Here is a 26260-nt window from a genome sequence, read left to right as displayed (position 1 = left end):
GATGCGCGGCGGAGCGCGGCTGCGCTTATGATCGTGGCCGACTCCCGCGGAGCGCCGCCATCGCCGCCCTATCCTCCGTGCAGGACGCTTCCGCGGTCGCCTGGCGGCACAGCCTGCGCACCCGGCTGATGCTGTGGGGCAGCCTGATCCAGGTGGCGCTGCTGCTGGGCCTGGCGCTGCTGTTCTACCTGGGCGCGCGCCAGGTGGTGGTGCGCAACGCGCGCGAGGAAGTGGCCGGGCTGGCCCAGCAGACCGCGCGCAGCCTGGACGCGACGCTGGGCTCGGTGCAGGTGAGCGGCCGCACCCTGGCCGCCGGCGCGTCCGGGGTCGGGCGCCAGCCGTTCAACCTGCGCAGCCTGCTGCACGCCACGCTGGAGGGTGACCCGGACATCGCCGGGGCGCTGCTGGTGATCGAGCCGGGCGCGCTGAAGGGCGACGACCGCGGCTTCGCCTGGCACCTGCGGCGCACGCGCGGCAAGATCATCGAGCAGCCGGCCGAGGCGCTGGGCTTCGACTACCGCAGCATGCCCTGGTACCGGCGCACGCTGGCGGCGTCGGCGCCGTGGTGGTCCGAGCCGTACAGCGACGCCTCCACCGGCGGCGATTTCCTCACCACCTACAACCTGCCGCTGCGCCTGCCCGGCGACGATACGGGGGCGCCGGCGATCGGCATGGTCAGCGTGGACGTGCCGCTGAAGCGGTTGCAGACCATCGTCGGCGAGCTGCCGGCCAGCGCCGGGCTGCAGCCGATGCTGCTGTCGCCGGACGGGCTGTTCGTGCTGCATCCGGACCCGGCGCTGCGCTTCCGCCGCACCCTGGAGGCGCACGTGGCGCGCGCGCGGCCGGACCTGTCGCCGCTGGCCGCCGCCGTGGCCGCGCACCGGCCGGTGCGCTTTTCCCACACCGCGCCCGACGGCGAGCGCTACCTGACCCAGAGCGCGGCGGTCGGCGACACCGGCTGGACCTTCGCGCTGACCGTGTCCGAGCGCTACATCGTGGCCGGGCTCAACCGCATCGCGCTGTGGGTGGGGCTGGGCGGCGGCACCGCGCTGCTGCTGTGGCTGTGGCTGCTGCGCCGCTACACGGTGCGGCTGGCGAGGCCGATCGAGGACCTGACCAACTCGGCGGGACACTTCAGCCAGGGCGAGTTCGACTACCCGCTGCGGCACGTGGAGCGGCAGGACGAGGTGGGGGTGATGGCGCGCGCGTTCGACCGCGCGCGCGGCTCGATCAAGCTGCAGCTGGAGGAGATCGCCACGCTGGCGCAGGCGCGGCAGCGGATGCAGAGCGAGCTGTCGATCGCGCGCGACATCCAGCAGGCGATGCTGCCGGACGGGCGCACCTTCGACAGCGCGCACAAGCACCTGGAAACCTACGCGCTGCTGGAGCCGGCGACGATGGTGGGCGGGGATTTCTACCAGTTCTTCGAGACCGAGCCGGGGCTGCTGTGGTTCGTGGTCGGCGACGTGTCCGACAAGGGCGTGCCGGCGGCGCTGTTCATGGCGCGGGCGATGACCGTGCTGGAAGTGGCCGCGCGCCGCCACACCCGGCCGGACGCGATCCTGATCGCGGCCTCGCAGCGCATGGTGGACGGCAACGACACCTGCATGTTCGCCACCGTGCTGTGCGGGCTGATCGACGTGCACAGCGGCGACTACTGGCTGTCCAGCGCCGGCCACGATCCGCCGGTGCTGCTCGGCGCCGACGGCCACGTGCAGCTGCTGGCGGTGGAATCGGGCCCGCCGCTGGGGATCGAGCCGCAGACCCGCTACCCGGTGGTGCGCGGGCGCCTGGCCGCCGGCGCCACGCTGCTGAGCTACACCGACGGCATCACCGAAGCGATGGACGCGCAGGACCAGGCATACGGCGAAGCGCGGTTGCTGGCGGCGCTGCGGCCGGGCATCGATGCGCAGGCGCAATGCGCGCGGGTGCTGGCCGATGTGCACGCATTCACCGCAGGCGCACCGCAGTCCGACGACATTACGTTGCTGGCGATCCGGTTGCGCCAGGACCCGACGCGGGAGGCAAGCACATGAAACTACGGCTGCAGATGGTGCCGGCGCTGGACACGCTGGCGCAGCTGAGCGACGCACTGGAAGCCGCGCTGCTGCGCCACGGCGTGGTGCTGGAGCACGTGCACCGGGCGCGTCTGATCGTGGAGGAACTGGCCTGCAACACGCTCGAGCACGGCCACCTGAGCGGCGAACAGCCGCCGGTGGAGGTGACCTTGCAGGTGGACAGCGGCGCGCTGGTGCTGGAATTCCATGACAGCGGCCCGGCCTTCGACCTGCGCAGCGCACCAATGCCGGACCTGGACGCGGACATTGCCGAGCGCCCGATCGGCGGCCTCGGCCTGCACCTGGTGCGGCAGCTGGCCGACCACATCGACTACCGTCACGACGCCGGCCGCAACGTCGTGCGCATCACCTTGCTGCAACCCTTCGACCCCATCCCCCAGGAGTTCCCCGCATGACCACGTTGAGCCTGCAGATCGAACCGACACAAGACAGGCGCCAGCGCATCACCCTCAGCGGGCGCCTGGACACGCACACCTATCAGGCACTGGACGAGGCGCTGGCGCCGCTGCTGGCCACGCAGATCACTACCTTGGTGCTGGACCTGTCGCACCTGGACTACATCAGCAGCGCCGGCATCCGCTCGATCTTCAAGGCGCGCAAGGTGCTGGCCACGCGCGAGGGCCGGGTGCTGGTGGTCAACCCGCAACCGCAGATCCGCAAGGTGTTCGACGTGGTCAAGGCGGTGCCGTTGAACGAGATCTTCACCTCGGTGCAGGAGCTGGACGAGTACCTGGACGAGATGCAGCGCAGGGTGCTTGAGGATGGCGATGGCGGCTGAATTGGGCGTGGTGTTCGGCTGTGTCGTGGGCTGCTGGGTGAACTGTAAGAGGGGCTTCAGTCCAGACTGCTTCTGAAGCCGATCGATTGGACAGGGAGCTGAAGCCGGTCGGCCGGGCATCAAACCTTGTCGCGGCTGAAGCCGCTCCTACAGGGGTATCTGCTGGAGCGCGCATCGCTTCTGTAGGAGGGGCTTCAGCCCCGACCGGATCTGCACGCGCGCGATATGTACGCCACACGCGGCGCGACTGAAGTCGCTCCCACAAGGAGGCATCCGAAGCGCTGGCTCGGTGCACTGTTGAGAGGAACTTCAGCGCCGACAGCCTCCGGAGCCGGCTGCTGACCCACTCCGCGTCGCGACTGGAGTCGCTCCCACAGGCATGCGTTCGGAGTGCTGGCTTGCTGCACTGTGGGAGGGACTTCAGCCCGACAGCAAACGAAGCCTATTCGACTCGACAGGGGAACTGAAGCCGGTCGACCGAGTGGACACCTTGTCGCGGCTGAAGCCGCTCCTACAGAGGGCGCTTGGTGGATCCTTGCGCCCGCTTCTGTAGGAGGGGCTTCAGCCCCGACAGGATCTACAAGCGCGCGATACACGCGACCGGTTTCCGGAGCCGGCTGCCAACCTTCCCGCGTCGCGACCGAAGTCGCTCCCACAGAATGCGTCGCGCCAGCCGCTCACAAGGCGACGCCTCATCTCCTGGGTATGGCGCCAGACCGCACGCTTCTTGTGGGAGCGACTTCAGTCGCGACGCGACCAACCGACCTCGCGACCGCCCCGAACACGCCGCATCGGTAAGCATCCCTGGCTGAACGCGCGCCCATTCCATTCGCTCCACCCGCCGCCCGCGCCTTGCCCACAGCTTAGATTCGATATATCGTTTCGCAACACTTAGACATATCGAAACGATGCCGCGCCCGACCGATTCCAGCCACCGCCACCCGCACCGCCTGTTCGACGAGGACAGCCCCGGCCGCGGCCCGCATGGCCGCAGCGGCGGGCGTGGCGGGCGCCCACTCGGCCACGGCGACCTGCGCCTGCTGCTGCTGGCGATGATCGAGACCCAGCCGCGCCACGGCTACGAGTTGATCCGCGCGGTCGCCGACCTGTTCCATGGCCTGTACACGCCCAGCGCCGGCACCGTCTACCCGACCCTGGCGCAACTGGAGGCGCAGGGCCTGGTGCAGGCCGACGCCGATGCGGGGCGCAAGCGCTACGCGATCACCGCCGACGGCCGCGCCTTCGTGCAGGCGCAACGCGCGCAGCTGGATGCGGCAGTGGAACGCACCCATCACAGCGCCCGCGCGCTGGTGCGTGCCAACGTGCCGGCGCCGGTGCGCGAGGCTATGCGCCGGATCAAGCACGCCTTGCTGGCGCGCCACGGCCGCTGGAGCGAGGCCGAAGTCGCCCGCGTCGCGCAGCTGCTGACGCAGGCCGCCGACGGCATGGAGCGCGACGGCGATGACTGAAACCTGCCCGCGCCCTACCGCCTTTCCTTCTTCTATGCAGGCGCACCGCGCCGCTGCCCTTTCCCAAAAGGATTTCGCATGACCCCCCATGAAAACCGCCTGCTGCGCCATCCACTGAAGATGCGCCAGCTGCAGGTGCTGCGCACCCAGCCGCTGACCCCGCACATGCGCCGCATCGTCGTCGGCGGCCCGGAGCTGGACGGCTTCGTCAGCGCCGGTCCCGACGATCACGTCAAGCTGTTCTTCCCCAACGCCGACGGCGCGTTCGTGCTGCCGACGATGACCGACGGCGGCCCGGTCTACCCGGTCGACGCCGCGCCCTCGCCGGCGCGCGACTACACGCCCCGCCACTACGACGCGGCGGCGCAGGAGCTGACCCTGGATTTCGTGCTGCACGGCGACGGCCCGGCCTGCCGCTGGGCGGCACGCGCCAACCCGGGCGATCCGCTGGTGGTCGGCGGCCCACGCGGCTCGTTCGTCGTGGCCGACGACTACGACGCCTACGTGCTGATCGGCGACGAGACCGCGCTGCCGGCGATCGGCCGCTGGCTGGAGGAACTGCCGCCCAGCGCCCGGGTGCACGCGCTGATCGAGATCGCCGGCGGCGCCGATCGGCAGGCGCTGCCGTCGCGCGCGCAGGTCGACATTACCTGGCTGGAGCGCAATGGCGTGCCCATGCTGAGCAGCCAGTTGCTGGAAGACGCGCTGCGCGATTTCGAGGCACCGGACGGCGACGCGTTCTACTGGATCGCCTGCGAATCGGCACGCGCCCGGATGATGCGCAAGTTCGTCGAAGGCCGCCTCAACGTGCCCAGGGACTGGATCCGCGCGACAGGGTATTGGAAGTCGGGGCGCGAGGAGCAGGCGTAGGCTTGGGCGCTCAATGTGGGTGCCGTTGTTTTGCCGCAGCCTGCATGGCGATGTGCAGGGGCGGTTCCGGATCGCCTGGGCGGTGATGCAGCAGCCGAGATGTCCCGCGTCGGGACTGAAGTCCCTCCCACAAAACGCATCGCCCCCTGTGGGAGGGACTTCAGTCCCGACTGCAGGCAGCGAATCACCCTCGGCTGCGCGCGGGCACCGCGCACTCCCGCCAGCGGCGCCGACAGGTCGCGCCGCGAGGGCACACACGGAAACGCCCGCCGGATGGCGGGCGTTTTCATCGAAAGCGACGGCCCGGTTCAGGCCGCCGCTTTCACCACAGCGCGAGGCTTACTTCGCGTCCTGCAGCGCCTCGGTGGTGATGCGGATCTTGACCTCGTCGCTGACGTTGGGCACGTACGCGCCCAGGCCGAAGTCGCTGCGCTTGATCGTGGTGGAGGCATCGAAGCCCAGCGCCGGCACCTTCTTCATCGGATGCGGGCCGGCGCCGTTAAGGGTCACCGCCAGCACCACCGGCTTGGTGACGCCCTTGATGGTCAGGTCGCCGGCCACGCTCAGCTTGTTGGTGCCGGCCGCGCTCACCTTGGTGCTCTTGAAGGTGGCGGTCGGGAACTTGGCGGCGTCGAAGAAGTCGCCGCTCTTCAGGTGTTCGTCGAACTTGGCGGTGAAGCTGTTGAGGCCGGACAGCGGCAGGGTCACCTGGACACTGGACTTGCCCACGTTCTCGGCGTTGTAGACCAGGGTGCCGTCGACGTCGCCGAAGTGCGCGGTGGGGTTGGAGAAGCCGAGGTGGTTCCACTGCACCAGCACGTCGGTGTGGGTCGGGTCCAGCTTGTAGGTGCCGGTGGCGCCCTTGATCGCGGTGGCGGCTGCGGCGGCCGGCGCGGCGAAGGCGGTGGTGGCCGGCTGGGCGACGACGACGGCCAGCGCCAGGGCGAGCGGAAGCAGCAGTTTGCGGGTCTTGTTCATGGGCGAGAAGCTCCTGGGAAAATCGGTGGTTGGGAAACTGCGGCAAGCGCAGGTACAGCGGTGTGAGGATGAAGCGGAACTGTTGCGGCTTACTCGATGCGCGCGGCCTCGTCGAAACTCAGCCGTGGCAGGCGCGGGAACAGGCCGGTGGGATCGCCATAGCCGAGGTTGACCAGGAAGTTGGACTTGATCGCGGTGCCGGCGAAGAATGCCGCATCGACCTTGGCGTTGTCGAAGCCCGACATCGGGCCGGCATCCAGGCCCAGCGAACGCGCGGCCAGGATCAGGTAGGCGCCCTGCAGCGAGCCGTTGCGGAACGCCGATTCGCTGCGGCCTTCGCGCGGGCCGTCGAACCAGCTCTTGGCATCGGCGTGCGGGAACAGGTACGGCAGCTTCTCATGGAAGTCTTCGTCGTGGGCGACGATCACCGTCACCGGCGCGGCCATGGTCTTGGCCAGGTTGCCTTCGGACAGCGTGGGCTTGAGCTTCTCCTTGCCCGCGGCCGAGGTCACGAACACGAAACGCGCCGGGCTGCCGTTGGCTGCGGTCGGGCCCCACTTCAGCAGGTCGTAGAGGGCGCGCAGGGTGTCTTCGCCGACCGGCGTGTCGCGGAAGGCGTTCTGGGTGCGGGCGGTACGGAACAGCTGATCCAGGGCAGCGTCGTGCAGGGCGTCGGACATGCGGGCATTCCTTTTGTCTTCAGTGGGACGCCGGCGCCCCAGGGGGCGGTCTCGGCGCAAGACGGCCAGTGTAGAGTGGCACGATAGCCGCAACACCCAGCCGCAATGCAACGGATTACTACCAAACGTGAAACGATCGGGCGCGCTCTGGGCGATTAGCGATGGTCGCGCCGGCAATGCGCGCCAGGCCGAGGCGCTGGCCGCCGCGCTGGCCGGGGACGCGGCGACGCCCGCCGCGGCGCTGGTATTGCACCCGCACATGCCCTGGCGCTGGCTGGCGCCGCGGCGGCTGCCCGGCGCGGCGCACGCCTACGGCCCGGGCTTTGCCGACCTGCTGCGGCAACCGCCGGCACTGGCGATCGGCTGCGGCCGCCAGGCGGCATTGGCGACGCGGCTGCTGCGCGCGCGCGGCAGCCGCGTGGTGCAGGTGCTGGATCCGCGCCTGCCGCCGCGGCACTGGGACGTGGTGGTGGTGCCCGACCACGATCGCCTGCGTGGCGACAACGTCCTCACCCTGCTGGGCAGCCTGCATCCGGTCGACGATGCCTGGCTGGCCACTGCGCGCGCGGCGTTCCCGGCGTTCGGCGCGCTGCCGTCGCCGCGCACTGCGATGCTGGTCGGCGGTCCCGCCGCGCTTGCGCCATGGACCGCCGACGCGGCGTCGGCGCTGTTCAGGCAACTGGCCGCGCAGTTGCGCGACAGCGGCGGCAGCGTGCTCGCCAGCACCTCGCGGCGCACCCCACCCGCGGTGGCCGCCGCGCTGCGCAGCGCGTTCGCCGGCGTGCCGGGGCTGGTCTGGTGCGGCGAGGACGATGGCCCGAACCCGTACGCCGGCATGCTGGGCTGGGCCGACCGCGTCGTCTGCACGCCCGATTCGGTGAACCTGCTGTCGGAGGCGTGCGCGACGCGGGTGCCGGTGCGCGTAGCGATGCCGGCGCTGGCACGCGGCCGGGCGCGCGATTTTCATGCAGCCCTGCGCGCGCGCGGCCGCCTGGACGAAACGGTGCCCGGCGACATCGGCGCTGCCTGTACGCCACTGCGCGAGACGGCGCGCATCGCCACGCAGCTGCGCGCGATGCTGGGCCTGGACGAGGCGTAACGCCCGCTCCGTTCGTCCGCTGCGGCGAGACGCTGTGCATGCACCACCGGATGGGGGCATCCGACTTGTTCCGGATCCGTCAGGGACACCGCTTCGTTCGTAGCGACTGAAGTCGCTCCCACAAAGGAATTGCGGCCGGCGTCCTGGATGCACTGTGGGAGGGACTTCAGTCCCGACGAGTGGCACCTTGGTTGCCGCATCGCCAAGTACCCGTGTAGGAGCGGCTTCAGCCGCGACAGGAAAATGAAACAGTCGGATCGATCGAGCTGGAGAAAAGCGTCGCGGCTGAAGCCGCTCCTACAGTGGCTTACAAGGTGTCCTGCTTTTTGTGGGAGGAACTTCAGTCCCGACGAGCGACACCTTGGCTCCCGCATCGCCAAGTGCCCGTGTAGGAGCGGCTTCAGCCGCGACCGGAAAATGAAACGGTCGGATCGATCGAGTTGAGAAAGCGTCGCGGCTGAAGCCGCTCCTACAGTGGCCTACAAGGCATCCTGCTTTTTTGTGGGAGGGACTTCAGTCCCGACGAGCGGAACCTTGGCCCCCGCATCGCCAAATACCTTTGTAGGAGCGGCTTCAGCCGCGACCGGAAAATGAAACGATCGGATCGATCGAGCTGGAGAAAGCGTCGCGGCTGAAGCCGCTCCTACAGGAGCTCTGCCGGCGTTGGTACGTGCACTGCAGGCGGTGTTCGGTGGCTTCGGCCAGCAGCCACGATAGTGGCGCAAACGCGATCTCCGCCGCTCGCCTTGTCGCTCCACGCAACACGGCATGCACTTCCAACACCACAGAGACAAACGCACGCACATGCGCTGCACACGGCAAACGCCGTCGCATTCGCGGCCACTGTCACCGCAGTGTCAGCAGCGTTGCATCTGCCGTTAACAGTTCGGCAACACCCTGGCTTCTGGAATCGGCGCCGCCTCGCCATCGCTGCCGCTCGCACGAACGGTCCCGCGCCGGGCCGATTCCTCTCCTCCCCCGTTGCCATGGAATCGCCCGATGCCCCGTCCCTACCCGCTCGCCGCCGCGCTGGCGCTCGTCCTGTCGTCCTTCGCCGCCCAGGCCGCCGATGCCGATCCGGCCGCGGCCGATGCCGCCTCGGCCGACACCGACACAGGCACCGGTAGCGTGCAGCAACTCGACGCGGTGTCGGTGATCGGCCAGGGCGAGACCCGCCAGGTGCAGCGCATCACCCGTCAGGACGTGCCGGTGCTGCCGCCGGGCACCAGCATCCAGAAGCTGCTCAACCGCATCCCCGGCGTCAACGTGCAGTCCAACGACGCGTTCGGCGCCAACGAGGAATCGCAGACGGTGAGCCTGCGCGGCTTCAACGGCACGCGCCTGGGCTATACGCTCGACGGCCTGCCGTTGGGCGACAACGCCTACGGCAACTACAACGGCCTGAACATCAGTCGCGCGCTGATCGCCGAGAACTTCGGCGGGGTGGAACTGGCCTCGGGCATCGGCAGCCTGGGCACCGCCTCCACCAGCAACCTCGGCGGCACCGTGCAGTACTTCTCGGACGATCCGGCCACCGAAACCGGCGTGCGCCTGTCGCAGACCGTGGGCTCGGACGCCAACCGCCGCACCTACCTGCGCCTGGACACCGGCGAGCACAACGGCTTCTCCGCCTACCTGTCCGGCATCTACGCCAGCGCCGACATGTGGGCCAAGCCGGACTCGCCGACCAGCACCGCGCAGTTCAACGGCAAGGGCGTGTACCAGTTCGACGGCGGCAAGATCACTGCCTTCGTCGATACCTCGCGCACCTCGCAGGCCGACTACGCCTATCTGTCTAAGAGCGGCATGCGCCGCGGCCTGGGCTGGGACTGGAACCTGTACGCGCCGGACTGGCAGCGTGCGCTGGCCGCGGCCTACTGCGCGCCGGCCACCCGCGACGCCAGCCGCTGCGCCTACAGCGGCGGCGTGGACAACATCGACGACGCGTACTACCAGAGCCGCGCGCTGCGCAACGACGACCTGTACTACCTGGCCGGCGACTTCCAGCCCTCGGACACGGTGAGCGTGCACACCCAGGTCTACCACCACGAGAACGAAGGCCAGGGCCATTGGTGGTCGCCGGGCCAGGCCTCGAACCCGGGCACGCCGCAGGCGCTGCCGATCTCGATCCGCAGCACCAACTACACGATCAACCGCACCGGCGGCATCGCCTCGCTGGGCTGGGACCTGGGCCCGCATCACCTGGAAGCCGGCGTGTGGTACGAGCGCAACAAGCACCACGTGGAGCGCAACTTCTACTGGATCGATGGCCCGATCGACGACGACCTTTTCCTCAGCGGCCCGGACCGCCGGCTGTTCTCGCAGGACTACACGATCACCACCAAGCAGGCCTACCTGCAGGGCACCTTCAAGCTGCTCGACGAACGCCTGACCCTGGACCTGGGCGTGAAGAGCCCGCACACCACGATGACCGCGCGCGAGACGCCGGGGATCGCGGTCGAAGCGCCGGTCGCCAACGGCACACTGAAGGCGAGTGAGGCGCTGCTGCCGCAGGTGGGCGTGAGCTACCGCCTGGCCGAAGGCCAGGAACTGTTCGCCTCCTACGCCGAAAACATCGCCGCGTTCCAGGGCGGCGGCGCCGGCGGCCCGCTGCTGGTCACGCAGGCCTCGTTCGATGCCAGCGCAGGCGCGCTGGAGCCGGAGAAGTCCAAGACCTTCGAAGCCGGCTACCGCCTGGTGCGCGACCAGTTCGAGGCCTCGCTGGTCGGCTACGACGTCACCTTCGACAACCGCCTGCTCTCGCTCAACCCCTGCCCGAGCATCCAGCAGGGCACCACCCCGGCGTGCACCACGCGCTTCTTCAACGTCGGCTCGGTCAGCAGCCGCGGCGGCGAGCTGACCTTCATCTGGAAGCCGACCGCGCACCTGCAGTGGTACAACTCGGCCTCGATCAACCGCTCCACCTACGACGACAACTACGTGCAGAACGGCGTGACCATTCCGACCGCCGGCAAGTACACGGTGGACACGCCCAAGCGCATGTTCACCAGCGAGATCAGCTGGAACTACAACGGCTGGAACGCGAACCTGCGCGGCAAGTACACCGGCCAGCGCTACTACACCTACACCAACGACCAGGGCTTCGGCGGCTACACCGCGTTCGACGCCGGCACCGGCTACGACTTCGGCGCGGTGTCGTTCCTGCAGGACCTGAAGCTGTCGCTCAACGTGACCAACCTCACCGACAAGCGCTACGCCTCCAACCTCACCGCCTTCAGCAACAGCGACCCGAACGGGCGTTCGCTGGCGTTCCACGCCAGCGCGCCACGGCAGGTGTTCCTGACCCTGGACGCGCGCTTCTGAACGCGCGCATCCTGTCGCCACTTCGCTCCGGAACGCATGCGATGATGAAACCGATTGTCTGGTTGCTGGGATGTTCGATGGCGCTGTCGTCGCTGGCCGCCGCGGCCGAAAACGCCGCGGCTGCGGGTCCGCACAAGCCGCTGGTGATCGGTCACCGCGGCGCCAGCGCGCTGCGCCCGGAGCACACGCTGGCGGCGTATGCCAAGGCCATCGCCGACGGCGCCGATTTCATCGAGCCGGACCTGGTCTCGACCAAGGACGGTGCGCTGGTGGCGCGCCACGAGAACGAGATCGGCGCCACCACCGATGTCGCCGCGCATCCGCAGTTCGCCGCGCGCAAGACGCGCAAGACCATCGACGGGCAGCAGGTGGAAGGCTGGTTCACCGAAGACTTCACCCTGGCCGAGCTGAAGACGCTGCGCGCGCGCGAGCGCCTGCCGCAACTGCGCGGCACCGCGTTCGACGGGCAGTTCCAGTTGCTCACCTTCGACGAGATCATCGATTTCGCCGCGGCCGAATCGGCCACGCGCGGGCACCCGATCGGACTGATCCCGGAGATCAAGCACGGCACCTATTTCCAGTCGCTGGGCCTGGCGATGGAAGACAAGCTGCTGGCCACGCTGGACGCGCATGCGTACACGCGCAGCGCACCGGTGGTGGTGCAGTCGTTCGAGATCGGCAACCTGCAGTCGCTGCACCGCAAGCTCGGCGACACCCATCCGAACGTGCGCCTGGTGCAGTTGCTGGGCGACCCGGAGGAACGCCCGGGCGACCAGCTGCGCGACGGCCCGACCTATGCGCAGATGGGCAGCGCGCAGGGCCTGCGCGCGATCGCCAAGTATGCGCAGCTGGTCAGTCCCAGCCTGCGCGCCATCATCCCGGTCGATACAGACGGCGCGCTGTCCGCGCCCACCGCCTTCGTCGCCGACGCGCATGCGGCCGGGCTGCAGGTGGTGCCGTACACGTTCCGTCCGGAGAACTATTTCCTGCCCAAGCAATTGCAGGACGCGCGCGGTCCGGCGGCGGTGAATGCCGATGGCAGCATCGCCGAGATGCGCGCGTTCATTGCCGCAGGCGTCGATGGGTTCTTCACCGACGACCCGGCGGTGGGTCGTGCGGCAGTGGATGGGACGGCGGTGTCGCGCGAGCGCTGAAGCGCTCTGCAGGGACACCTAGCGATCCTGTGGGAGCGACTTCAGTCGCGACGGGCTCTATCGGGAAAGCCCGTCGTGACTGAAGTCGCTCCCACAGAAGGGCTCAAGGATTCGCAAGGATCGCTTCTTCTGTAGGAGCGGCTTCAGCCGCGACCGGGCTTCACCAGCAAGATCCTGTCGCGGCTGAAGCCGCTCCTACAGGAAGCATCTACAGGGCGCATCCGCGGTCCGCGGCACACCGCGCTGGCCGCGACGCCGCCGCATCGCGATAATGCGCCGCTTCGCCTCGCCCTAGCGCCGCCGCCCGTGAACCAACCATCCTCGCCATCGCCGACCTTCGCCGCGCTGACCCCGCGCGCCCTGCTGCTGGCGGTGCTGGCGATGGGCGCGGTGGTGCTGCTGTCGAACGTGCTGGTGCAGTTCCCGATCAACGATTGGCTGACCTGGGGTGCCTTCAGCTATCCGGTGGCGTTCCTGGTCAGCAACCTGATCAATCGCCGCTTCGGTCCGCGCGCGGCACGGCGCGTGGCCTGGTGCGGCTTCGCGCTGGCGGTGCTGCTGTCGATCTGGATCGCCACCCCGCGCATCGCCGCCGCCTCGTGCCTGGCGTTCATCGCCGCGCAGCTGCTGGACATCACCGTGTTCGACCGCCTGCGCCGCGGCCGCTGGTGGCGCGCGCCGATCGTCGCCACCACCTGCAGCGCGACGCTGGACACGGCGATCTTCTGGTCGATCGCCTTCGCCGGTTCGGCGCTGCCGTGGGTCAGCTGGGCCGCCGGCGACCTGGCGGTGAAGCTGGGCATCGGCGTGTTCCTGCTGGCGCCGTTCCGCGCGCTGCTGTGGCGGACCGCCCCGCCGGCCGCCGACAATGCATCGGCCACGCGCGCGCCGCCGCGTTAGGGCGAACCGCGATCCGCTTGGCGGCCGCCATGGAATCAGGCACCCCGGCGTTTGCGCGACGTCCCGGCCTGGCAACGCGCAGCCACGCAAACGCCAATGGACCGACCCGTCGGCACTCGCCACGCCAGGCCGACGTCGGCAACATCGTCGCCGCGCCAGTACGACGGATCGAACAACGCCGCTACGTGCGGACGCGCACGTGACTCGGACCCAATACACGCTTCGAATTCTTCTCCGCGACGCATCGACGGCGCCACGACTCGGACGCGAATCGGCCACCTCACAAACGAAAGGAAGCGAAGACAGATGACATCGAACTACAGGCGCATGCTCCGCGATCCACTGCTTCTTCCGTTATTGCTCGCCTCGCTTCTGAATGCGCTTTCCGCAGACGTTCTTTGGCAGAAAATTGCGGCCGCATGCGACCTCGGCCCCGGCTGGCCGGAATTACTGCAAGGACTCTGCGGCTTTCTTCTGCTTGTGCTCACGCTCATCAGGGCGCTTTGGCTCAAAAAGCGAGTCAACCCCAGATGACGGGCACGCCCCATGTTCGCCTAAGGGGCATGCCATCCACTTCCGGGCAGGCCGGGTGGGATCCGGCGCACCGTCGGCGGGCCAGCCGCGCTATCGTCCGCTGCGCCCCGGCTCGAACGCCAACTCCTTGGCCTGCGCCGCGGCGGTGATCGCCGCGCGTGCGTGCGCGATCGCCTCGGTGCTCGCGGTCAGCCGCGGGCGCCGATCCAGCGTGCAGGCCAGGCCGGCGTCGACCAGGGTCGCGTGTGCGTCATGCAACGTGGCGACGGTCGGCGCATCGAACCAAGCGCTGGCCGCCAAGGCGTCGATCAGCGCCGGCGTATCGCGCGGCTGGGTCAGCTCGGGATGCTGCGCGGCGCCGAGCAGCACACCGGCCTGCAGCAGGAACTCCAGGTCGACCAGGCCGCCGGCGCCCTGCTTCAGGTCGAAACGCGCCGCATCGCTGCGGTCCAGTTCGGCACGCATGCGTGCGCGCATCTTCAGCACTTCCTCGCGCAACTGCGCAGCCTCGCGCGGGCGTGCCAGGGTCTGCGCCCGCACCTGCTCGAAGCGTTGCAGCAGGTCGGCGTCGCCGGCCACGCCGCGCGCGCGCACCAGTGCCTGGTGCTCCCAGGTCCAGGCACGCTCGCGCTGGTATTCGGTGTAGCTGGCCAGCGACGACACCAGCGCGCCCTTGCCGCCGTCCGGGCGCAGGCGCACGTCGATGTCGTACAGGCGGCCGCCGCCGGTGACCGCGCCGAGCAGGGCGATCACCTTCTGCGCCAGCCGCGCGAACCAGCGTCCGCTCTCCAGCGGGCGCGCGCCGTCCGAGGCCTCCACGCCGGCGGCGTGGTCGTACAGGAACACCAGGTCCAGGTCCGAGCCGATGCCCAGTTCGATGCCGCCGAGGCTGCCGTAGCCGATGATCGCGAAGCTGCCGCCGGGCACCTCGCCATGGGCCGCGGCCAGTTCGGCGCGGGCCAGACGCAGCACCGTCAGCACCACGCCCTCGGCCAGTTCCGCGAGTTGGCGGGCGCTGCGCACCGCCGGCTGGCGCCGGTCCAGCGCGGCCAGCGCGATGCGGAAACTCAAGGCCTGGCGCGCTTCGTTGAGGCCGCGCAGCGCGGCTTCCGGATCGTCGCCGGCGGCGGCGACCGCGCTGTCGCACAGCCGCTGCATCGCCGCCCGATCCGGCATCGGCCCGGCGACGCGGCTGTCGAGCAATTCGTCGAGCAGCAGCGGATACGCGGCCAGGCGTTCGGACAGGAACGCGCTGCGCGCCAGCACGTCGACCAGCCGCGCCAGCGCGCTGGGCTGTTCGTCGAGCAGCGCCAGGTAGCTGGCGCGGCGCAGGATCGCCTGCAGCAGGCCGAGCACGCGGTGCAGCGCGGCGTCGGCCTGCGGCGAGCGCGTGGCGGCATGCAGCAGCGCCGGCAGCACCCGGTCCAGGCGCGCGCGCGCAGCGTCCGACAGCGTGCGCACGCCGAGCGACTGCACGAAACCGCGCAGTGCCTGGTCGGCGCCGTCGGCATCGGCGAACCCGGCCGCGGCCAGTACCTGGGAGCCGGCCTCGTGCGGCAGGCCGCGCCAGTAGCTGGCCAGCGCATCCGGCGCCGCGGCCTGCACCCGCGGCGCCAGCAGCTCGGCGAATTCGGCGGCGACGCGGTCGCGCTGCACCTGCAACGCGGCATACAGCTGCGCCCAGTCGGCGTAGCCGAGGCCGAGCGCGATGCGTGCCCGGTCCAGCGGGTCTTCCGGCAGCGCATGGGTCTGCGCGTCGCGCAGCATCTGCAGGCGGTTCTCGACCTGGCGCAGAAAGCGGTACGCGTGGGCCAGCGCGGCGCCATCCGCGGCCGCGACCTGGCCGCCGGCGACCAACGCCTGCAGCGCCGGCAGCAAGCGGCGCTCGCGCAGCGCCGGCTCGCGGCCGCCGCGGATCAACTGCAGCGACTGCACCAGGAATTCGATCTCGCGGATGCCGCCGGGGCCGCGCTTGATGTCGTCCAAGCGATCGTGGCGCGCGACCTCGGCGGTGATCGCCGCCTTCATCTCGCGCAGCCCGTCGAGCGCGGTGAAGTCGAGATAGCGCCGGTACACGAACGGGCGCAGGGTCTGCAGCCAGTCCTCGCCGGCGGCGATGTCGCCGGCCACCGCGCGCGCCTTCAGCCACGCATAGCGCTCCCAGTCGCGGCCTTCGCGCTGGAAGTAGTGGTCCATGCCGGCGAACGACAGCGCCACCCGCCCTGCGGTGCCGAACGGCCGCAGGCGCAGGTCCACGCGGTGCGAGAAACCGTCGGCGGTGGTCTCGTCCAGCAGCCGCGCCAGGCGCTGGCCGAGGCGCGCGAAATATTCCTCGGCGGCGAGCGGGCGTGCGCCGTCGGACTCGCCGCCCTGCGGATAGGCGTAGACCAGGTCCACGTCCGAGGAAAAATTCAGTTCGCCGCCGCCGAGCTTGCCCAGGCCGAACACCACCAGCCGCTGCGCGCTGCCGTCGGCGGCGCGGACCACGCCGTGGCGGGTGGCGAACTCGCCTTCCAGCGCCTGCAGCGCCAGGTCCAGGCAAGTCTCGGCCAGCTGCGTGCTGCCGGCCAGGGTCGCGTCGACATCGTCCAGGCCCAGCACGTCGCGCCACACCAGCCGCGCCGACGCGGCGGCGCGATGGCGGCGCAGTTGCGCCGGCCATTGCGCCGGCTGCGCCGGGTCCAGCAGCGGCGGCGGCAACGGCGGCGGATCGGACTGCGCCAGGTGCGCGAGCAGCGTCGGTTGCCGGCACAGCGTGTCGAGCAGGAACTCGCTGGCCAGCACGGCGCGCTGCAGGTCGGCGTCGAGGCCCGGACGGTCGGGCCAGGGCAAGGTACCGACGGCTTGGCGCAGGCGCGCCAGGTTGCGGTCCAGCACGGGTTGCAGGATGTCGGGAACAAGCAGGGAAGGCGCAGGCATCCGCCGATTCTGGCATCCCGGCGCGCCCGCAGACAGGGGCCGCATGTCACCGGACGATGTTTGCGCTCAGGATTCGAGGCCGCGCCGCGTGCGTTCGGCGCCATTGCCTGGTCTTGTCTTAAAAGACGGTCTGGCGTCTTCGGCTCGGCCAAACTCCAGGCAAAAAAAAGCCCGCTTGCAGCGAACTGCCAGCGGGCCTTGCTCCCTCCCCCACGTCGGGATGCAGGGCGATCTTGGGCGCTTTGTTTGCACATTGCACGCTGCACTGCAAAACGATACCGGGCGGTACATTCTGCTGCGCTGCGGGAGGCGCCGAGGGCTGTTCCCGCCGTACGCGCGTTGCCTTGGCGAATGCGCAATTGTCGCACCCGCATGTCGCGATCCGTGCGGGGCGTGGTCGACATCGATCGCGACACGCTTCGTCGATTACGCCTGCTGCGAACGATAGTCCCAGCCGTTCCAAGCCGACTCCTCAAGCTGTCATCCCACCATGCGCAAGCCCTCTGCCCGCATCGCGACGGCGGCGCTGCACCGTGCATCCGGCTGCGAGCTTGCATGACCGCAGCCACGCGCGAAGCCGATGCCGCCTTGCGACTCGATCAGGGTTTCGACGCGGGCGGCGGCGCGCTATCCGGCAACCACGCCGGCTGCCGCTCGTACCACTCGCGCGCGTTGAGCAGATGCCATTGCCGCTGTTCGCCGCGCAGCGCCACGCCGACGCCCAGCACGCCCCAGCGCGCATACAGGTCGCCCTGAGTGCCGGCATCGCCGACGCGCAGGCGCGCGCGCAGCGACACGCGCTGGTTTTCCGCAGACAGGCGATCAAGCCACAGCGCGTCCTTGCGCCAACGCAGCTGGCCGCTCGCATCCAGCTGCCCGGCATCGGCCAGCTTGAGCAGCCACGCCGGCGCCTCGCTGCGCTGCGCGAACACCGCCAGCACCGGGCCGGCGTCGCGCATCTGGATCTGTACTTGCGCATCGGCCTGCTTGGCCGGCTCGGCGACGATGCGGCCGCGCGGCACGCGCAGCGTGGCCCACCAGTCGCGCTGTTTCGCCGCCTCGCCGTAGCGCACGCCTTGCAGGCGCAGCGTGCTGCCGCTCAGATCGAAGCGCTTGCCGTGCAGTTCCGCACGCCGCAAGCGCGCGTCCAGGTCCAGGTCGCCCACCAGCGCCAGCCCGGCGGCCTGCAACTGCGCCTGGCGGCCGCGCAGGCGCACGTTGCCTGCGCCGACCTGCCCGGCGGCGTCCAGATGCAAATCGCCGCTGAGCGACCCGTTGCCGCCGAGCACGCGTACCTGCGATGCCGGCAGGTAGCGGTTGTAAGCGCGCAGGTCGGGCACGCGCGCATCGTCGAAACGCAGGCGTGCCTGCAGCGATTCCTTCAGCGTCGCCAGCGTGCCGTCGCCGTCCAGATCCAGGCGCAGATCCTCGCCCTGCACGAAGATCGCCTTGGGCTCGGCCACCGGCGTCAACGCGAACGTGTGCATGCGCACGTTCACCTGCGTGCGCGGCTGCGCGGCGCTGCCGACGATGCGTCCGATGGCCTGCGCCTTGCCGCGAATCCGTACCTGCAGCACGTCGGCCACCGCCTGCACGTCGGGCACGTCGAGGCGGCTGCCCGGCTGCAGCGCACCCTGCGCCAGACGCAGATCGGCGGACACGTCGCCGCCGCCGTCGAGCCGGAACCACGGCTTGCGCACCAGCAGGTCGCTGATCCAGTTCAGCGATTCGAAATGCCAACGCCCCTGCAGCGTGCCGGACAGCCGCGGCAGCAGCGCTGCCGGGTCGGCGAAGGGAATGCTGCGCCCGGCGATGCGCAGGTCGGCATCGATCATGCTGCGCGGGTCGACCTGGCCGGGCAGGCGCGCGCGCAGCCGGATGTCGCGATCGACGTCGAGCAGCAGCGCCAGCACGCCGCGGTCGGTGGCGCCGACGCCGGCGTGCAGCGGCACCCGCCAGTTGAGTTTGCTGCCCGGCTGCAGTTCGCCACGCAGCATGCGCAGGTTCGCTTCGACGTGTCCGAGTCCGGGTTCGGTACTCAGCCGGGTCTGGCCGCCGGCCGTATCGATACGCAGCGCCACGCTGCGTCCGTGCACTTGCAGCGTCACGTCGGCGATGCCCAGCTTGCGCAGGCCCGGCGCCTGCGCCCGGTAGTGGCGCGGGAACGAGAAGCGCGCGTCCACGTGCGCCTGGTCGGCGACTTGGCGCTTGCCGTAGCGCACGCTGGCGTCGTCGAACACGATCTGCGACGGGAACAGTTCCGACGGCCCGCCGCGCAACTGCTTGAGGAAGCCCACGGTGCCGTGGCCCTTGCCCTCGATCGCCAGGTCGCCGAAGCGCGCGCGACGCAGCGTGCCGCTGTGGATCGCATCGAAGCGCAGCGTCCAGCCCTGGTCGCTGGGCGGCGGCGGCGGGATGGTGTCGGCGACGCGGTCGATCTCGCCGATCACGTTCACCGCCTCCAGCCACGGCAGCCGCACTTCGCGGTGCAGCAGCGGCAGCAACGCGATGCGCGCGCTGGCGCGGTCGGCGCGCAGGGTCCACACGGTGCGCTGCACATGGCCGCGCATGCGCACGTTCCAGGCGGTGACGAAGCCCGGCAGCACGGTCAGCGCCGGGCCGGTCTGCATGCGGAATTTTTCCGGCTTGCGGTTGGTCGCCATGTCGAACAGCGGCGTGTTGAGGAACACGTTGCCCAGCAGCAGGTACAGCAGATAGGCGACCAGCAGCCCACGCAGCAGCAGGCGCCACGGCCGCGGCCAGCGCCGGTAGCGTTCGAGGGCGGCGTTCAACGAGAGGCGGGCGAAGGGCGGCACTGCGGCACTATCGCTGCGCTACGGCGTCGGGCGCGTGAAAGCCGCGCGCCGCCAGTGCCCCATCGGCGCAAACCCGGACGCGGCGCGATCCGCGATAATCGGCGCTCCCTCTCTTTCCGCACGGTTGCCCATGTCCGCCGAACGCATCCTCCACCCGCGCCTGCGCGAGCGCGTCGTCACCGCCGAGGCCGCGGCCGCGCTGATCCAGCCTGGCGAGACGGTGGCGATGAGCGGCTTCACCGGCTCCGGCTACCCGAAGGCGGTGCCGATCGCGCTGGCGCAGCGGATCGAGGCCGCGCACCTGCAGGGCCAGGCGTTCAAGATCCAGTTGATGACCGGCGCTTCCACCGCGCCGGAACTGGACGGCGCGCTGGCCAAGGCCGACGGCATCGCCCTGCGCATGCCGTTCCAGACCGACCCGGACGCGCGCCAGCGCATCAACGCCGGCACCCTGGACTACATCGACATCCACCTCAGCCACGTCGCCCAGCATGTGTGGTTCGGCTTCTACGGCGAGATCGACACCGCGGTGGTGGAAGTGGCCGGCATCCGCGAGGACGGCAGCCTGATCCCGTCGACCTCGATCGGCAACAACAAGACCTGGCTGGACCTAGCCAAGAAAGTGATCGTGGAGGTCAACGATTGGCAGCCGGCCGGCATCGACGGCATGCACGACGTGTACTACGGCACTGCGCTGCCGCCGCAGCGCAAGCCGATCCCGCTGCTGCACGCCGACGACCGCATCGGCGAGCCGTCGCTGCGCTGCGATCCGGACAAGATCGTGGCGGTGGTGCGCACCCATGGCCCGGACCGCAACAGCCCGTTCGCCGCGGCCGACGCCACCAGCGAGCGCATCGCCGCGCACCTGATCGACTTCCTCAAACACGAAGTCGGCAAGGGCCGGCTGCCGGCCAACCTGCTGCCGCTGCAGTCGGGCGTGGGCAACATCCCCAATGCGGTGCTGGCCGGGCTGGCCAGCAGCGGCTTCCGCGACCTGAGCGCCTTCACCGAGGTGATCCAGGACGGCATGCTCGACCTGCTGCGCAGCGGCGTGCTCAAGGTCGCCTCGTGCACCGGCTTCGCGCTGAGCCCGGAGGCGAACGAGGAGTTCAAGCGCAACATCGATTTCTACCGCGAGCGCATCATCCTGCGCACGCAGGAGATCTCCAACCATCCGGAGCTGGTGCGGCGGCTGGGCTGCATCGCGATGAACGGCATGATCGAGGCCGACCTGTACGGCAACGTCAACTCCACCCACGTGATGGGCAGCCGCATCATGAACGGCATCGGCGGCTCCGGCGACTTCGCCCGCAACAGCTTCCTGTCGATCTTCCTCAGCCCCAGCACCGCAAAGCAGGGCAGCATCTCGGCGATCGTGCCGATGGTCAGCCACGTCGACCACACCGAGCACGACGTCTCCATCGTCGTCACCGAACACGGCCTGGCCGATCTGCGCGGCCTGCCGCCGCGGCATCGCGCACGCCAGCTGATCGACCACTGCGTGGACCCGAGCTACCGCGCGCAGCTGCAAGACTATTTCGACCGCGCGCTGCACGACAGCTACGGCAAGCACACCCCGCACCTGCTGCCCGAGGCGCTGTCCTGGCACCAGCGCTGGCTGGACACCGGCAGCATGCACGCGGCGGATTGATCGAAAGCGGTGCGCACGGTCGCCGTCGCGGCTTCCTCGCTTCTTGCAACTTCGGCCGCGACGAGCGAAGCGGCACTGCTTGCCGGCCTAGGATACTGTCGGGGCTGAAGCCCCTCCTACAGTGCACCCAGCAAGCTTGCCGCAAGTCCCTGTAGGAGCGGCTCCAGCCGCGACGAACGAAGGAAGAGATCCGCCGACTTCGGGAGCTGCCGGGGCCGAACCTCGACAACCTCCGCTATGAATCGATGGACGAAAGACCCAACTCAGGCTCGTGCAGGAACGCCAGTTTGCGTGCGCGCGGCAGTTGCTTGAGCACCCATTCGGCGCGCGAGGCGGCGGCGCGGTCCGGGTAGGCGCGGCTGGCCAGCAGCCGCAGCGGCGGGTTGGCGCGGGTGTACTTGGCGCCGGTGCCGCGCAGATGCGCCTGGAAGCGCGCCTCGAGGTCGACGGTGATGCCCGCGTAGTAGCTGCCGTTGCGGCATTCGAGCAGATACAGGAACCAGGGCGTGGAGGCGGCCATGCGCGCATTATCGGCCAGCGCGCGCTTCGCGCCACCGTCTGCAGCGTTGCATTGCCCTATGCGCTCGACCTCTGGGCATGTCTCTGCCGATCCAACCCATCCCATCGATGCCGATCATCGCGATCGCCTCGCCGCGCTGAACCGCCACGAAACCGGCTTTAACGCAACCCGAACACCTTGCCAGTCCCTGGCACACGCCGGCAAACCACAGCCACGGCGCAGGCGCATAAATTCACCACCGGCCGGATGCCGTCGATGACGAGGCTCTCTCCCTTTGGATTCGACGGCACGGCCGGGTCTTTTTTAGGCGATACGCAACGGACATCTCGTGCGTCGCCTGTGACTTGCCACCGGATCAACAGCGCTTCGACGGCCCATGTCTGGCGCCGCATCGGACGCGCCCCCAGCCTTTGCTGGCGACGCCGGCATGTCGCGCTGAAGCCGCCTACAAGGACTGCGCCCCCCTGCTACGCGCGCTGTGGAAGAGCTTCCACCCCTGTTGTCACCGGAGGTGGAGAGATCGCGCCTTCGCTCGTCGCGGCTGAAGCCGCTCCTACAGAAAAGCGGCACGCGTGAGAGTGGCACGCGTGCCGTGTGGTCTTGCCGCCTTGCTCAGGCCGCCTGCGACAACCGCGCCTGGCGCCGCGCGCGCACCGCCTGCGCCAGTCGCTCCAGCACCTGCACCGAACTGCCCCAATCGATGCAACCGTCGGTGATGCTCTGCCCGTAGACCAGCGGCTGGCCGTCGACCAGTTCCTGGCGCCCGCCGACCAAGTGACTTTCCACCATCACTCCGACGATGCGGGTCTGTCCGGCCTCCAGCTGGGTGGCGATGTCCTCGACCACCTTCGGCTGGTTGTCCGGGTTCTTGCCGCTGTTGGCGTGGCTCGCATCGACCATCAGCCGCGCCGGCAGCCCGGCCTTCTCCAGCACCTGGCCGGCGGCGTCGACGCTGGCCGCATCGTAGTTGGGCAGCTTGCCGCCGCGCAGGATCACGTGGCAGTCGGGATTGCCGGTGGTCGCGGCGACCGCGGTCTGCCCGTCCTTGGTCACCGCCAGGAAATGATGCGGATGCGAGGCCGCGCCGACCGCATCGACCGCGATCTTGACGTCGCCGCTGGTGCCGTTCTTGAACCCGACCGGGCACGACAGCCCCGACGCCATTTCCCGGTGCACCTGGCTTTCGGTGGTGCGCGCGCCGATCGCGCCCCAGGCCACCAGGTCGGCGATGTACTGCGGCGAGATGATGTCGAGGAATTCCACGCCGGCCGGCAGGCCGAGGCGGTTGATGTCGCGCAGCAGGCCGCGCGCCAGGCGCAACCCCTTGTTGATGTCGAAGCTGCCGTCGAGGTTGGGGTCGTTGATCAGGCCCTTCCAGCCGACCGTGGTGCGCGGCTTCTCGAAGTACACCCGCATCACGATCTCCAGCGCATCGCCGTAGGCGTCGCGCAGCGGGCGCAGGCGCTGCGCGTACTCCATCGCCGCGACCGGATCGTGGATCGAGCACGGGCCGATCACCACCGCCAGGCGGTCGTCGCGGCCGTGCAGGATTTCGTGCAGCGCCGCGCGCGAAGCGGCGACGGTCTGCGAGGCTTCTTCGTCGCAGGGCAGCAGCGACTGCAACTGGGCGGGCGGGGTCAGCGGTTCGATCTTGCGGATGCGCAGATCGTCGGTGTGGGGAGCCATGGGAATCTCTCGTCGGGGGTCTGGGTGGGGAGCCAGGTCCGGCGGCATGAAAAAAGCCGCCAGGTTCGCTGGCGGCTTTCGGGGATGCGGCTGAAGTTTCCTTCAGGGTGAACGCATTCCTTCCTCCGCCAGCGGCATCGGAAAACCGTAGTACCAAAAATAAAAGCTGCGGTTGGCGTTCATGGGATGCATTGATAGCACAGGATTTTTGCGGGTGCCACAGTTGCTGATGCAACTGTGGCGGCGGGACTCGGGACTCGGGACTCGGGACTCGCAGGGCAGGTTCTCGCGCGCAGGCCGGCTCTCGGCTCTTCCGAGTCCCGAGTCCCGAGTCCCGAGTCCCCTGTCCCGAGTCCCGGCTCAAGTCGAACACATCCCACCGCGCACAAAAAAAGAGCCCCGCATCGCTGCGGGGCTCCTTTCGACTGCGTACTGCAGGTCGGCTTGCGCCGGCGCGGATCAGAAATCCATGCCGCCCATGCCACCCATGCCGCCGCCCATGCCGCCACCGGCGGCCGGCTCTTCCTTCTTCGGCGCATCGGCCACCATCGCTTCGGTGGTGATCATCAGGCCGGCGATCGACGCGGCGTTCTGCAGCGCCGAACGGGTCACCTTGGTCGGGTCCAGGATGCCGAACTCGACCATGTCGCCGAACTCGCCGTTGGCGGCGTTGTAACCGAAGTTACCGGTGCCTTCCTTGACGCGGTTCAGGATCACCGACGGCTCTTCGCCGGCGTTGGTGACGATCTCGCGCAGCGGCGCTTCCATCGCGCGCAGCGCGATCTGGATGCCGTGGGTCTGATCTTCGTTGGCGCCCTTCAGCTCGCCGATCGCGGTCAGCGCGCGCACCAGGGCCACACCGCCGCCCGGGACCACGCCTTCTTCCACGGCCGCACGGGTCGCGTGCAGGGCGTCTTCGACGCGCGCCTTCTTTTCCTTCATCTCGATCTCGGTCGAGGCACCGACCTTGATCACCGCCACGCCGCCGGCCAGCTTGGCCACGCGCTCCTGCAGCTTCTCGCGGTCGTAGTCCGAAGAGGTCTCTTCGATCTGCGCCTTGATCTGCTTGATGCGCGACTCGATGCCGGTGGTTTCGCCGGCGCCGTCGATGATGGTGGTGTTCTCCTTGGAGACCTGCACCTTCTTGGCGCGGCCCAGGTCCTTGATGGTCGCCTTCTCCAGCGCCAGGCCCACTTCCTCGGAGATCACGGTGCCGCCGGTCAGCACGGCCATGTCTTCCAGCATCGCCTTGCGACGGTCGCCGAAGCCCGGCGCCTTGACCGCCACGACCTTGACGATGCCGCGGATGGTGTTGACCACCAGGGTCGCCAGCGCTTCGCCTTCGACTTCCTCGGCGACGATCAGCAGCGGCTTGCCCGACTTGGCGACGCCTTCCAGCACCGGCAGCAGGTCACGGACGTTGGAGATCTTCTTGTCGTGCAGCAGGATGAACGGGTCGTCCAGGTCGGCCGACTGGCTCTGCTGGTTGTTGATGAAGTACGGCGACAGGTAGCCGCGGTCGAACTGCATGCCCTCGACCACGTCCAGCTCGTTGTCCAGGCCCGAGCCTTCTTCAACGGTGATGACGCCTTCCTTGCCGACCTTCTTCATCGCGTCGGCGATGATGTTGCCGATCGACTCGTCGGAGTTGGCCGAGATGGTGCCGACCTGGGCGATCGCCTTGTCGTCGGCGGTGGGCTTGCTGATCTTCTTCAGCTCGGCCACGGCGGCCACGACGGCCTTGTCGATGCCGCGCTTGAGGTCCATCGGGTTCATGCCGGCGGCGACCGCCTTGGAACCTTCGCGGATCAGCGCCTGCGCCAGCACGGTGGCGGTGGTGGTGCCGTCGCCGGCGTTGTCGGAGGTCTTGGACGCGACTTCCTTCACCATCTGCGCGCCCATGTTCTCGAACTTGTCGGCAAGCTCGATTTCCTTGGCGACGGAGACGCCGTCCTTGGTGATGGTCGGGGCGCCGAAGCTCTTCTCGAGCACGACGTTGCGGCCCTTCGGACCCAGGGTGGCCTTGACGGCATTGGCGAGAATGTTGACGCCGCGCACCATGCGCGAACGAGCGTCTTCACCGAAACGGATATCTTTGGCAGCCATGTGTGTAACTCCGGAATTCGTGATTGGGGATTAGGGATTGGCCAAGAGCGGGATTCGGGGGAAACCCGGGACCGCGCCGCGGCGAGCGCAGCGCGAATCCCGAATCCCCACTCCCGAATCCCGCGATCGGCGGCGTTTTAGCCGACGATCGCCAGGATGTCGTCTTCGCGCAGCACCTTGTACTCGACGCCTTCGGACTTGTAGCTGGAGCCGGCGTACTGGCCGTAGATGACCTTGTCGCCGACCTTGACCGCCGGAGCGCGGACGCTGCCGTTGTCCAGCGGCTTGCCGCTGCCGATGGCCACGATCTCGCCCTTGGTGGACTTTTCCTTGGCCGAGTCCGGGATCACGATGCCACCGGCGGAAATTTCGTCGGCTTCGATCGGCTTGACTACGACGCGGTCGTGAAGCGGCTTGATGCTCATTGAGAGAGACCCTCTTAAGTGATTGATTGGTCTGGGAAAGGCTGGCGATGTTAGCACTCGCATGTGACGACTGCCAGCAACGCTCGCGAAAAAACCCGGTGTGCCGGGATGCGCTTGATGTGGTGCTGGTCGGCGCCCTTTCAAGGGCCGGCCGCAAAAAATTTCGCCCTGCCGCCCGCCCGGGCTGCGGAACTGGTACCCGGATTCCGCACGCTGTCACAGAGGCAGGCTAGTCTCGCAGACCCAGGGGGGACCATCCAAAAGGAGTTGTCG

The 26260-nt window shown here is 69.1% G+C and carries 19 protein-coding genes; 11 read left to right on the top strand and 8 right to left on the bottom strand.

Annotated elements, in window-relative coordinates; all coding sequences use genetic code 11:
• Window positions 1–128 precede the first annotated feature (128 nt).
• From VDQ83_RS07790 to VDQ83_RS07770, 5 genes are all read left to right on the top strand, one after another.
• Window positions 129–2036 carry a SpoIIE family protein phosphatase gene (locus tag VDQ83_RS07790; protein ID WP_455434550.1) on the top strand — a complete coding sequence of 636 codons (1908 nt, stop codon included), beginning with the start codon at window positions 129–131 and terminating at the stop codon, window positions 2034–2036.
• Complete coding sequence (locus VDQ83_RS07785; RefSeq protein ID WP_455434463.1) at window positions 2033–2473, top strand: ATP-binding protein; 441 nt, start codon at window positions 2033–2035, stop codon at window positions 2471–2473. The genes VDQ83_RS07790 and VDQ83_RS07785 overlap by 4 nt, the downstream gene beginning before the upstream one ends.
• Window positions 2470–2856, top strand: a complete 387-nt coding sequence (locus tag VDQ83_RS07780) for an STAS domain-containing protein (RefSeq protein WP_263396973.1) — start codon at window positions 2470–2472, stop codon at window positions 2854–2856. The genes VDQ83_RS07785 and VDQ83_RS07780 overlap by 4 nt, the downstream gene beginning before the upstream one ends.
• Window positions 2857–3764: 908 nt before the next feature.
• Complete coding sequence (locus VDQ83_RS07775) at window positions 3765–4325, top strand: PadR family transcriptional regulator (protein WP_455434462.1); 561 nt, start codon at window positions 3765–3767, stop codon at window positions 4323–4325.
• Window positions 4326–4403: 78 nt separating this feature from the next.
• A complete protein-coding gene (locus VDQ83_RS07770; RefSeq protein WP_455434461.1) occupies window positions 4404–5195 on the top strand; it encodes a siderophore-interacting protein in 792 nt (263 codons plus the stop codon).
• A 339-nt stretch (window positions 5196–5534) separates the two neighbouring features.
• On the opposite strand, the gene VDQ83_RS07765 is transcribed toward VDQ83_RS07770, so the two are convergent.
• Together VDQ83_RS07765 and VDQ83_RS07760 are read right to left on the bottom strand one after the other, a co-directional pair.
• Complete coding sequence (locus VDQ83_RS07765; RefSeq protein WP_309918667.1) at window positions 5535–6173, bottom strand: YceI family protein; 639 nt, start codon at window positions 6171–6173, stop codon at window positions 5535–5537.
• Window positions 6174–6262: 89 nt separating this feature from the next.
• The gene (locus VDQ83_RS07760) at window positions 6263–6853 is read right to left on the bottom strand and encodes a malonic semialdehyde reductase (RefSeq protein WP_309918664.1); all 591 of its coding nucleotides are present in this window, start codon (window positions 6851–6853) and stop codon (window positions 6263–6265) included.
• Window positions 6854–6980: 127 nt separating this feature from the next.
• Between VDQ83_RS07760 and VDQ83_RS07755 the strand changes: the two genes are divergently transcribed.
• From VDQ83_RS07755 to VDQ83_RS07735, 5 genes are all read left to right on the top strand, one after another.
• Complete coding sequence (locus tag VDQ83_RS07755; RefSeq protein WP_455434460.1) at window positions 6981–7952, top strand: mitochondrial fission ELM1 family protein; 972 nt, start codon at window positions 6981–6983, stop codon at window positions 7950–7952.
• Between the two features lie 999 nt (window positions 7953–8951).
• Window positions 8952–11276 (top strand): TonB-dependent receptor, encoded by a 2325-nt coding sequence (locus VDQ83_RS07750; protein ID WP_455434459.1) that lies wholly within the window; start codon window positions 8952–8954, stop codon window positions 11274–11276.
• 41 nt (window positions 11277–11317) lie between these two features.
• Window positions 11318–12430, top strand: a complete 1113-nt coding sequence (locus VDQ83_RS07745; RefSeq protein ID WP_455434458.1) for a glycerophosphodiester phosphodiesterase — start codon at window positions 11318–11320, stop codon at window positions 12428–12430.
• 306 nt (window positions 12431–12736) lie between these two features.
• A complete protein-coding gene (locus VDQ83_RS07740) occupies window positions 12737–13330 on the top strand; it encodes a queuosine precursor transporter (RefSeq protein ID WP_455434457.1) in 594 nt (197 codons plus the stop codon).
• Between the two features lie 306 nt (window positions 13331–13636).
• Complete coding sequence (locus tag VDQ83_RS07735) at window positions 13637–13864, top strand: hypothetical protein (protein ID WP_455434456.1); 228 nt, start codon at window positions 13637–13639, stop codon at window positions 13862–13864.
• 90 nt (window positions 13865–13954) lie between these two features.
• On the opposite strand, the gene glnE is transcribed toward VDQ83_RS07735, so the two are convergent.
• Window positions 13955–16783, bottom strand: coding sequence for a bifunctional [glutamate--ammonia ligase]-adenylyl-L-tyrosine phosphorylase/[glutamate--ammonia-ligase] adenylyltransferase (gene glnE, locus VDQ83_RS07730; protein ID WP_455434455.1), 2829 nt, complete (start codon window positions 16781–16783; stop codon window positions 13955–13957).
• A 599-nt stretch (window positions 16784–17382) separates the two neighbouring features.
• Entirely contained in the window at window positions 17383–19575 is a 2193-nt protein-coding gene (locus VDQ83_RS07725; RefSeq protein WP_455434454.1) for a hypothetical protein, read from the bottom strand.
• Window positions 19576–19729: 154 nt separating this feature from the next.
• Here VDQ83_RS07725 and VDQ83_RS07720 point away from each other — a divergent pair, with 154 nt between their 5' ends.
• Window positions 19730–21250 carry an acetyl-CoA hydrolase/transferase family protein gene (locus VDQ83_RS07720; protein ID WP_455434453.1) on the top strand — a complete coding sequence of 507 codons (1521 nt, stop codon included), beginning with the start codon at window positions 19730–19732 and terminating at the stop codon, window positions 21248–21250.
• Window positions 21251–21485: 235 nt separating this feature from the next.
• Here VDQ83_RS07720 and VDQ83_RS07715 read toward each other — a convergent pair whose 3' ends face one another.
• The 4 genes from VDQ83_RS07715 to VDQ83_RS07700 form a co-directional block, all read right to left on the bottom strand.
• Complete coding sequence (locus VDQ83_RS07715; protein ID WP_455434452.1) at window positions 21486–21770, bottom strand: GIY-YIG nuclease family protein; 285 nt, start codon at window positions 21768–21770, stop codon at window positions 21486–21488.
• Between the two features lie 612 nt (window positions 21771–22382).
• Complete coding sequence (locus VDQ83_RS07710; protein WP_455434451.1) at window positions 22383–23456, bottom strand: 3-deoxy-7-phosphoheptulonate synthase; 1074 nt, start codon at window positions 23454–23456, stop codon at window positions 22383–22385.
• 459 nt (window positions 23457–23915) lie between these two features.
• Window positions 23916–25562, bottom strand: coding sequence for a chaperonin GroEL (groL, locus tag VDQ83_RS07705; RefSeq protein WP_263396959.1), 1647 nt, complete (start codon window positions 25560–25562; stop codon window positions 23916–23918).
• A gap of 137 nt (window positions 25563–25699) precedes the next feature.
• Window positions 25700–25987, bottom strand: a complete 288-nt coding sequence (locus tag VDQ83_RS07700) for a co-chaperone GroES (RefSeq protein WP_263111158.1) — start codon at window positions 25985–25987, stop codon at window positions 25700–25702.
• Window positions 25988–26260 lie beyond the last annotated feature (273 nt).

It is taken from the genome of Xanthomonas sp. WHRI 7945 (assembly GCF_035026585.1).
This window is presented reverse-complemented; position numbering and strand designations above follow the sequence as displayed.

What these genes read in the sequence shown, in the direction of transcription:
- VDQ83_RS07715 (WP_455434452.1), bottom strand. Translation starts at nt 21,770, where the DNA reads ATGGCCGCCTCCACGCCCTGGTTCCTGTATCTGCTCGAATGCCGCAAC.
- VDQ83_RS07790 (WP_455434550.1), top strand. Translation starts at nt 129, where the DNA reads ATGCTGTGGGGCAGCCTGATCCAGGTGGCGCTGCTGCTGGGCCTGGCG.
- groL (WP_263396959.1), bottom strand. Translation starts at nt 25,562, where the DNA reads ATGGCTGCCAAAGATATCCGTTTCGGTGAAGACGCTCGTTCGCGCATG.
- VDQ83_RS07765 (WP_309918667.1), bottom strand. Translation starts at nt 6,173, where the DNA reads ATGAACAAGACCCGCAAACTGCTGCTTCCGCTCGCCCTGGCGCTGGCC.
- VDQ83_RS07745 (WP_455434458.1), top strand. Translation starts at nt 11,318, where the DNA reads ATGATGAAACCGATTGTCTGGTTGCTGGGATGTTCGATGGCGCTGTCG.
- VDQ83_RS07710 (WP_455434451.1), bottom strand. Translation starts at nt 23,456, where the DNA reads ATGGCTCCCCACACCGACGATCTGCGCATCCGCAAGATCGAACCGCTG.
- VDQ83_RS07785 (WP_455434463.1), top strand. Translation starts at nt 2,033, where the DNA reads ATGAAACTACGGCTGCAGATGGTGCCGGCGCTGGACACGCTGGCGCAG.
- VDQ83_RS07750 (WP_455434459.1), top strand. Translation starts at nt 8,952, where the DNA reads ATGCCCCGTCCCTACCCGCTCGCCGCCGCGCTGGCGCTCGTCCTGTCG.
- VDQ83_RS07735 (WP_455434456.1), top strand. Translation starts at nt 13,637, where the DNA reads ATGACATCGAACTACAGGCGCATGCTCCGCGATCCACTGCTTCTTCCG.
- VDQ83_RS07770 (WP_455434461.1), top strand. Translation starts at nt 4,404, where the DNA reads ATGACCCCCCATGAAAACCGCCTGCTGCGCCATCCACTGAAGATGCGC.
- VDQ83_RS07760 (WP_309918664.1), bottom strand. Translation starts at nt 6,853, where the DNA reads ATGTCCGACGCCCTGCACGACGCTGCCCTGGATCAGCTGTTCCGTACC.
- VDQ83_RS07780 (WP_263396973.1), top strand. Translation starts at nt 2,470, where the DNA reads ATGACCACGTTGAGCCTGCAGATCGAACCGACACAAGACAGGCGCCAG.
- VDQ83_RS07700 (WP_263111158.1), bottom strand. Translation starts at nt 25,987, where the DNA reads ATGAGCATCAAGCCGCTTCACGACCGCGTCGTAGTCAAGCCGATCGAA.
- VDQ83_RS07720 (WP_455434453.1), top strand. Translation starts at nt 19,730, where the DNA reads ATGTCCGCCGAACGCATCCTCCACCCGCGCCTGCGCGAGCGCGTCGTC.
- glnE (WP_455434455.1), bottom strand. Translation starts at nt 16,783, where the DNA reads ATGCCTGCGCCTTCCCTGCTTGTTCCCGACATCCTGCAACCCGTGCTG.
- VDQ83_RS07775 (WP_455434462.1), top strand. Translation starts at nt 3,765, where the DNA reads ATGCCGCGCCCGACCGATTCCAGCCACCGCCACCCGCACCGCCTGTTC.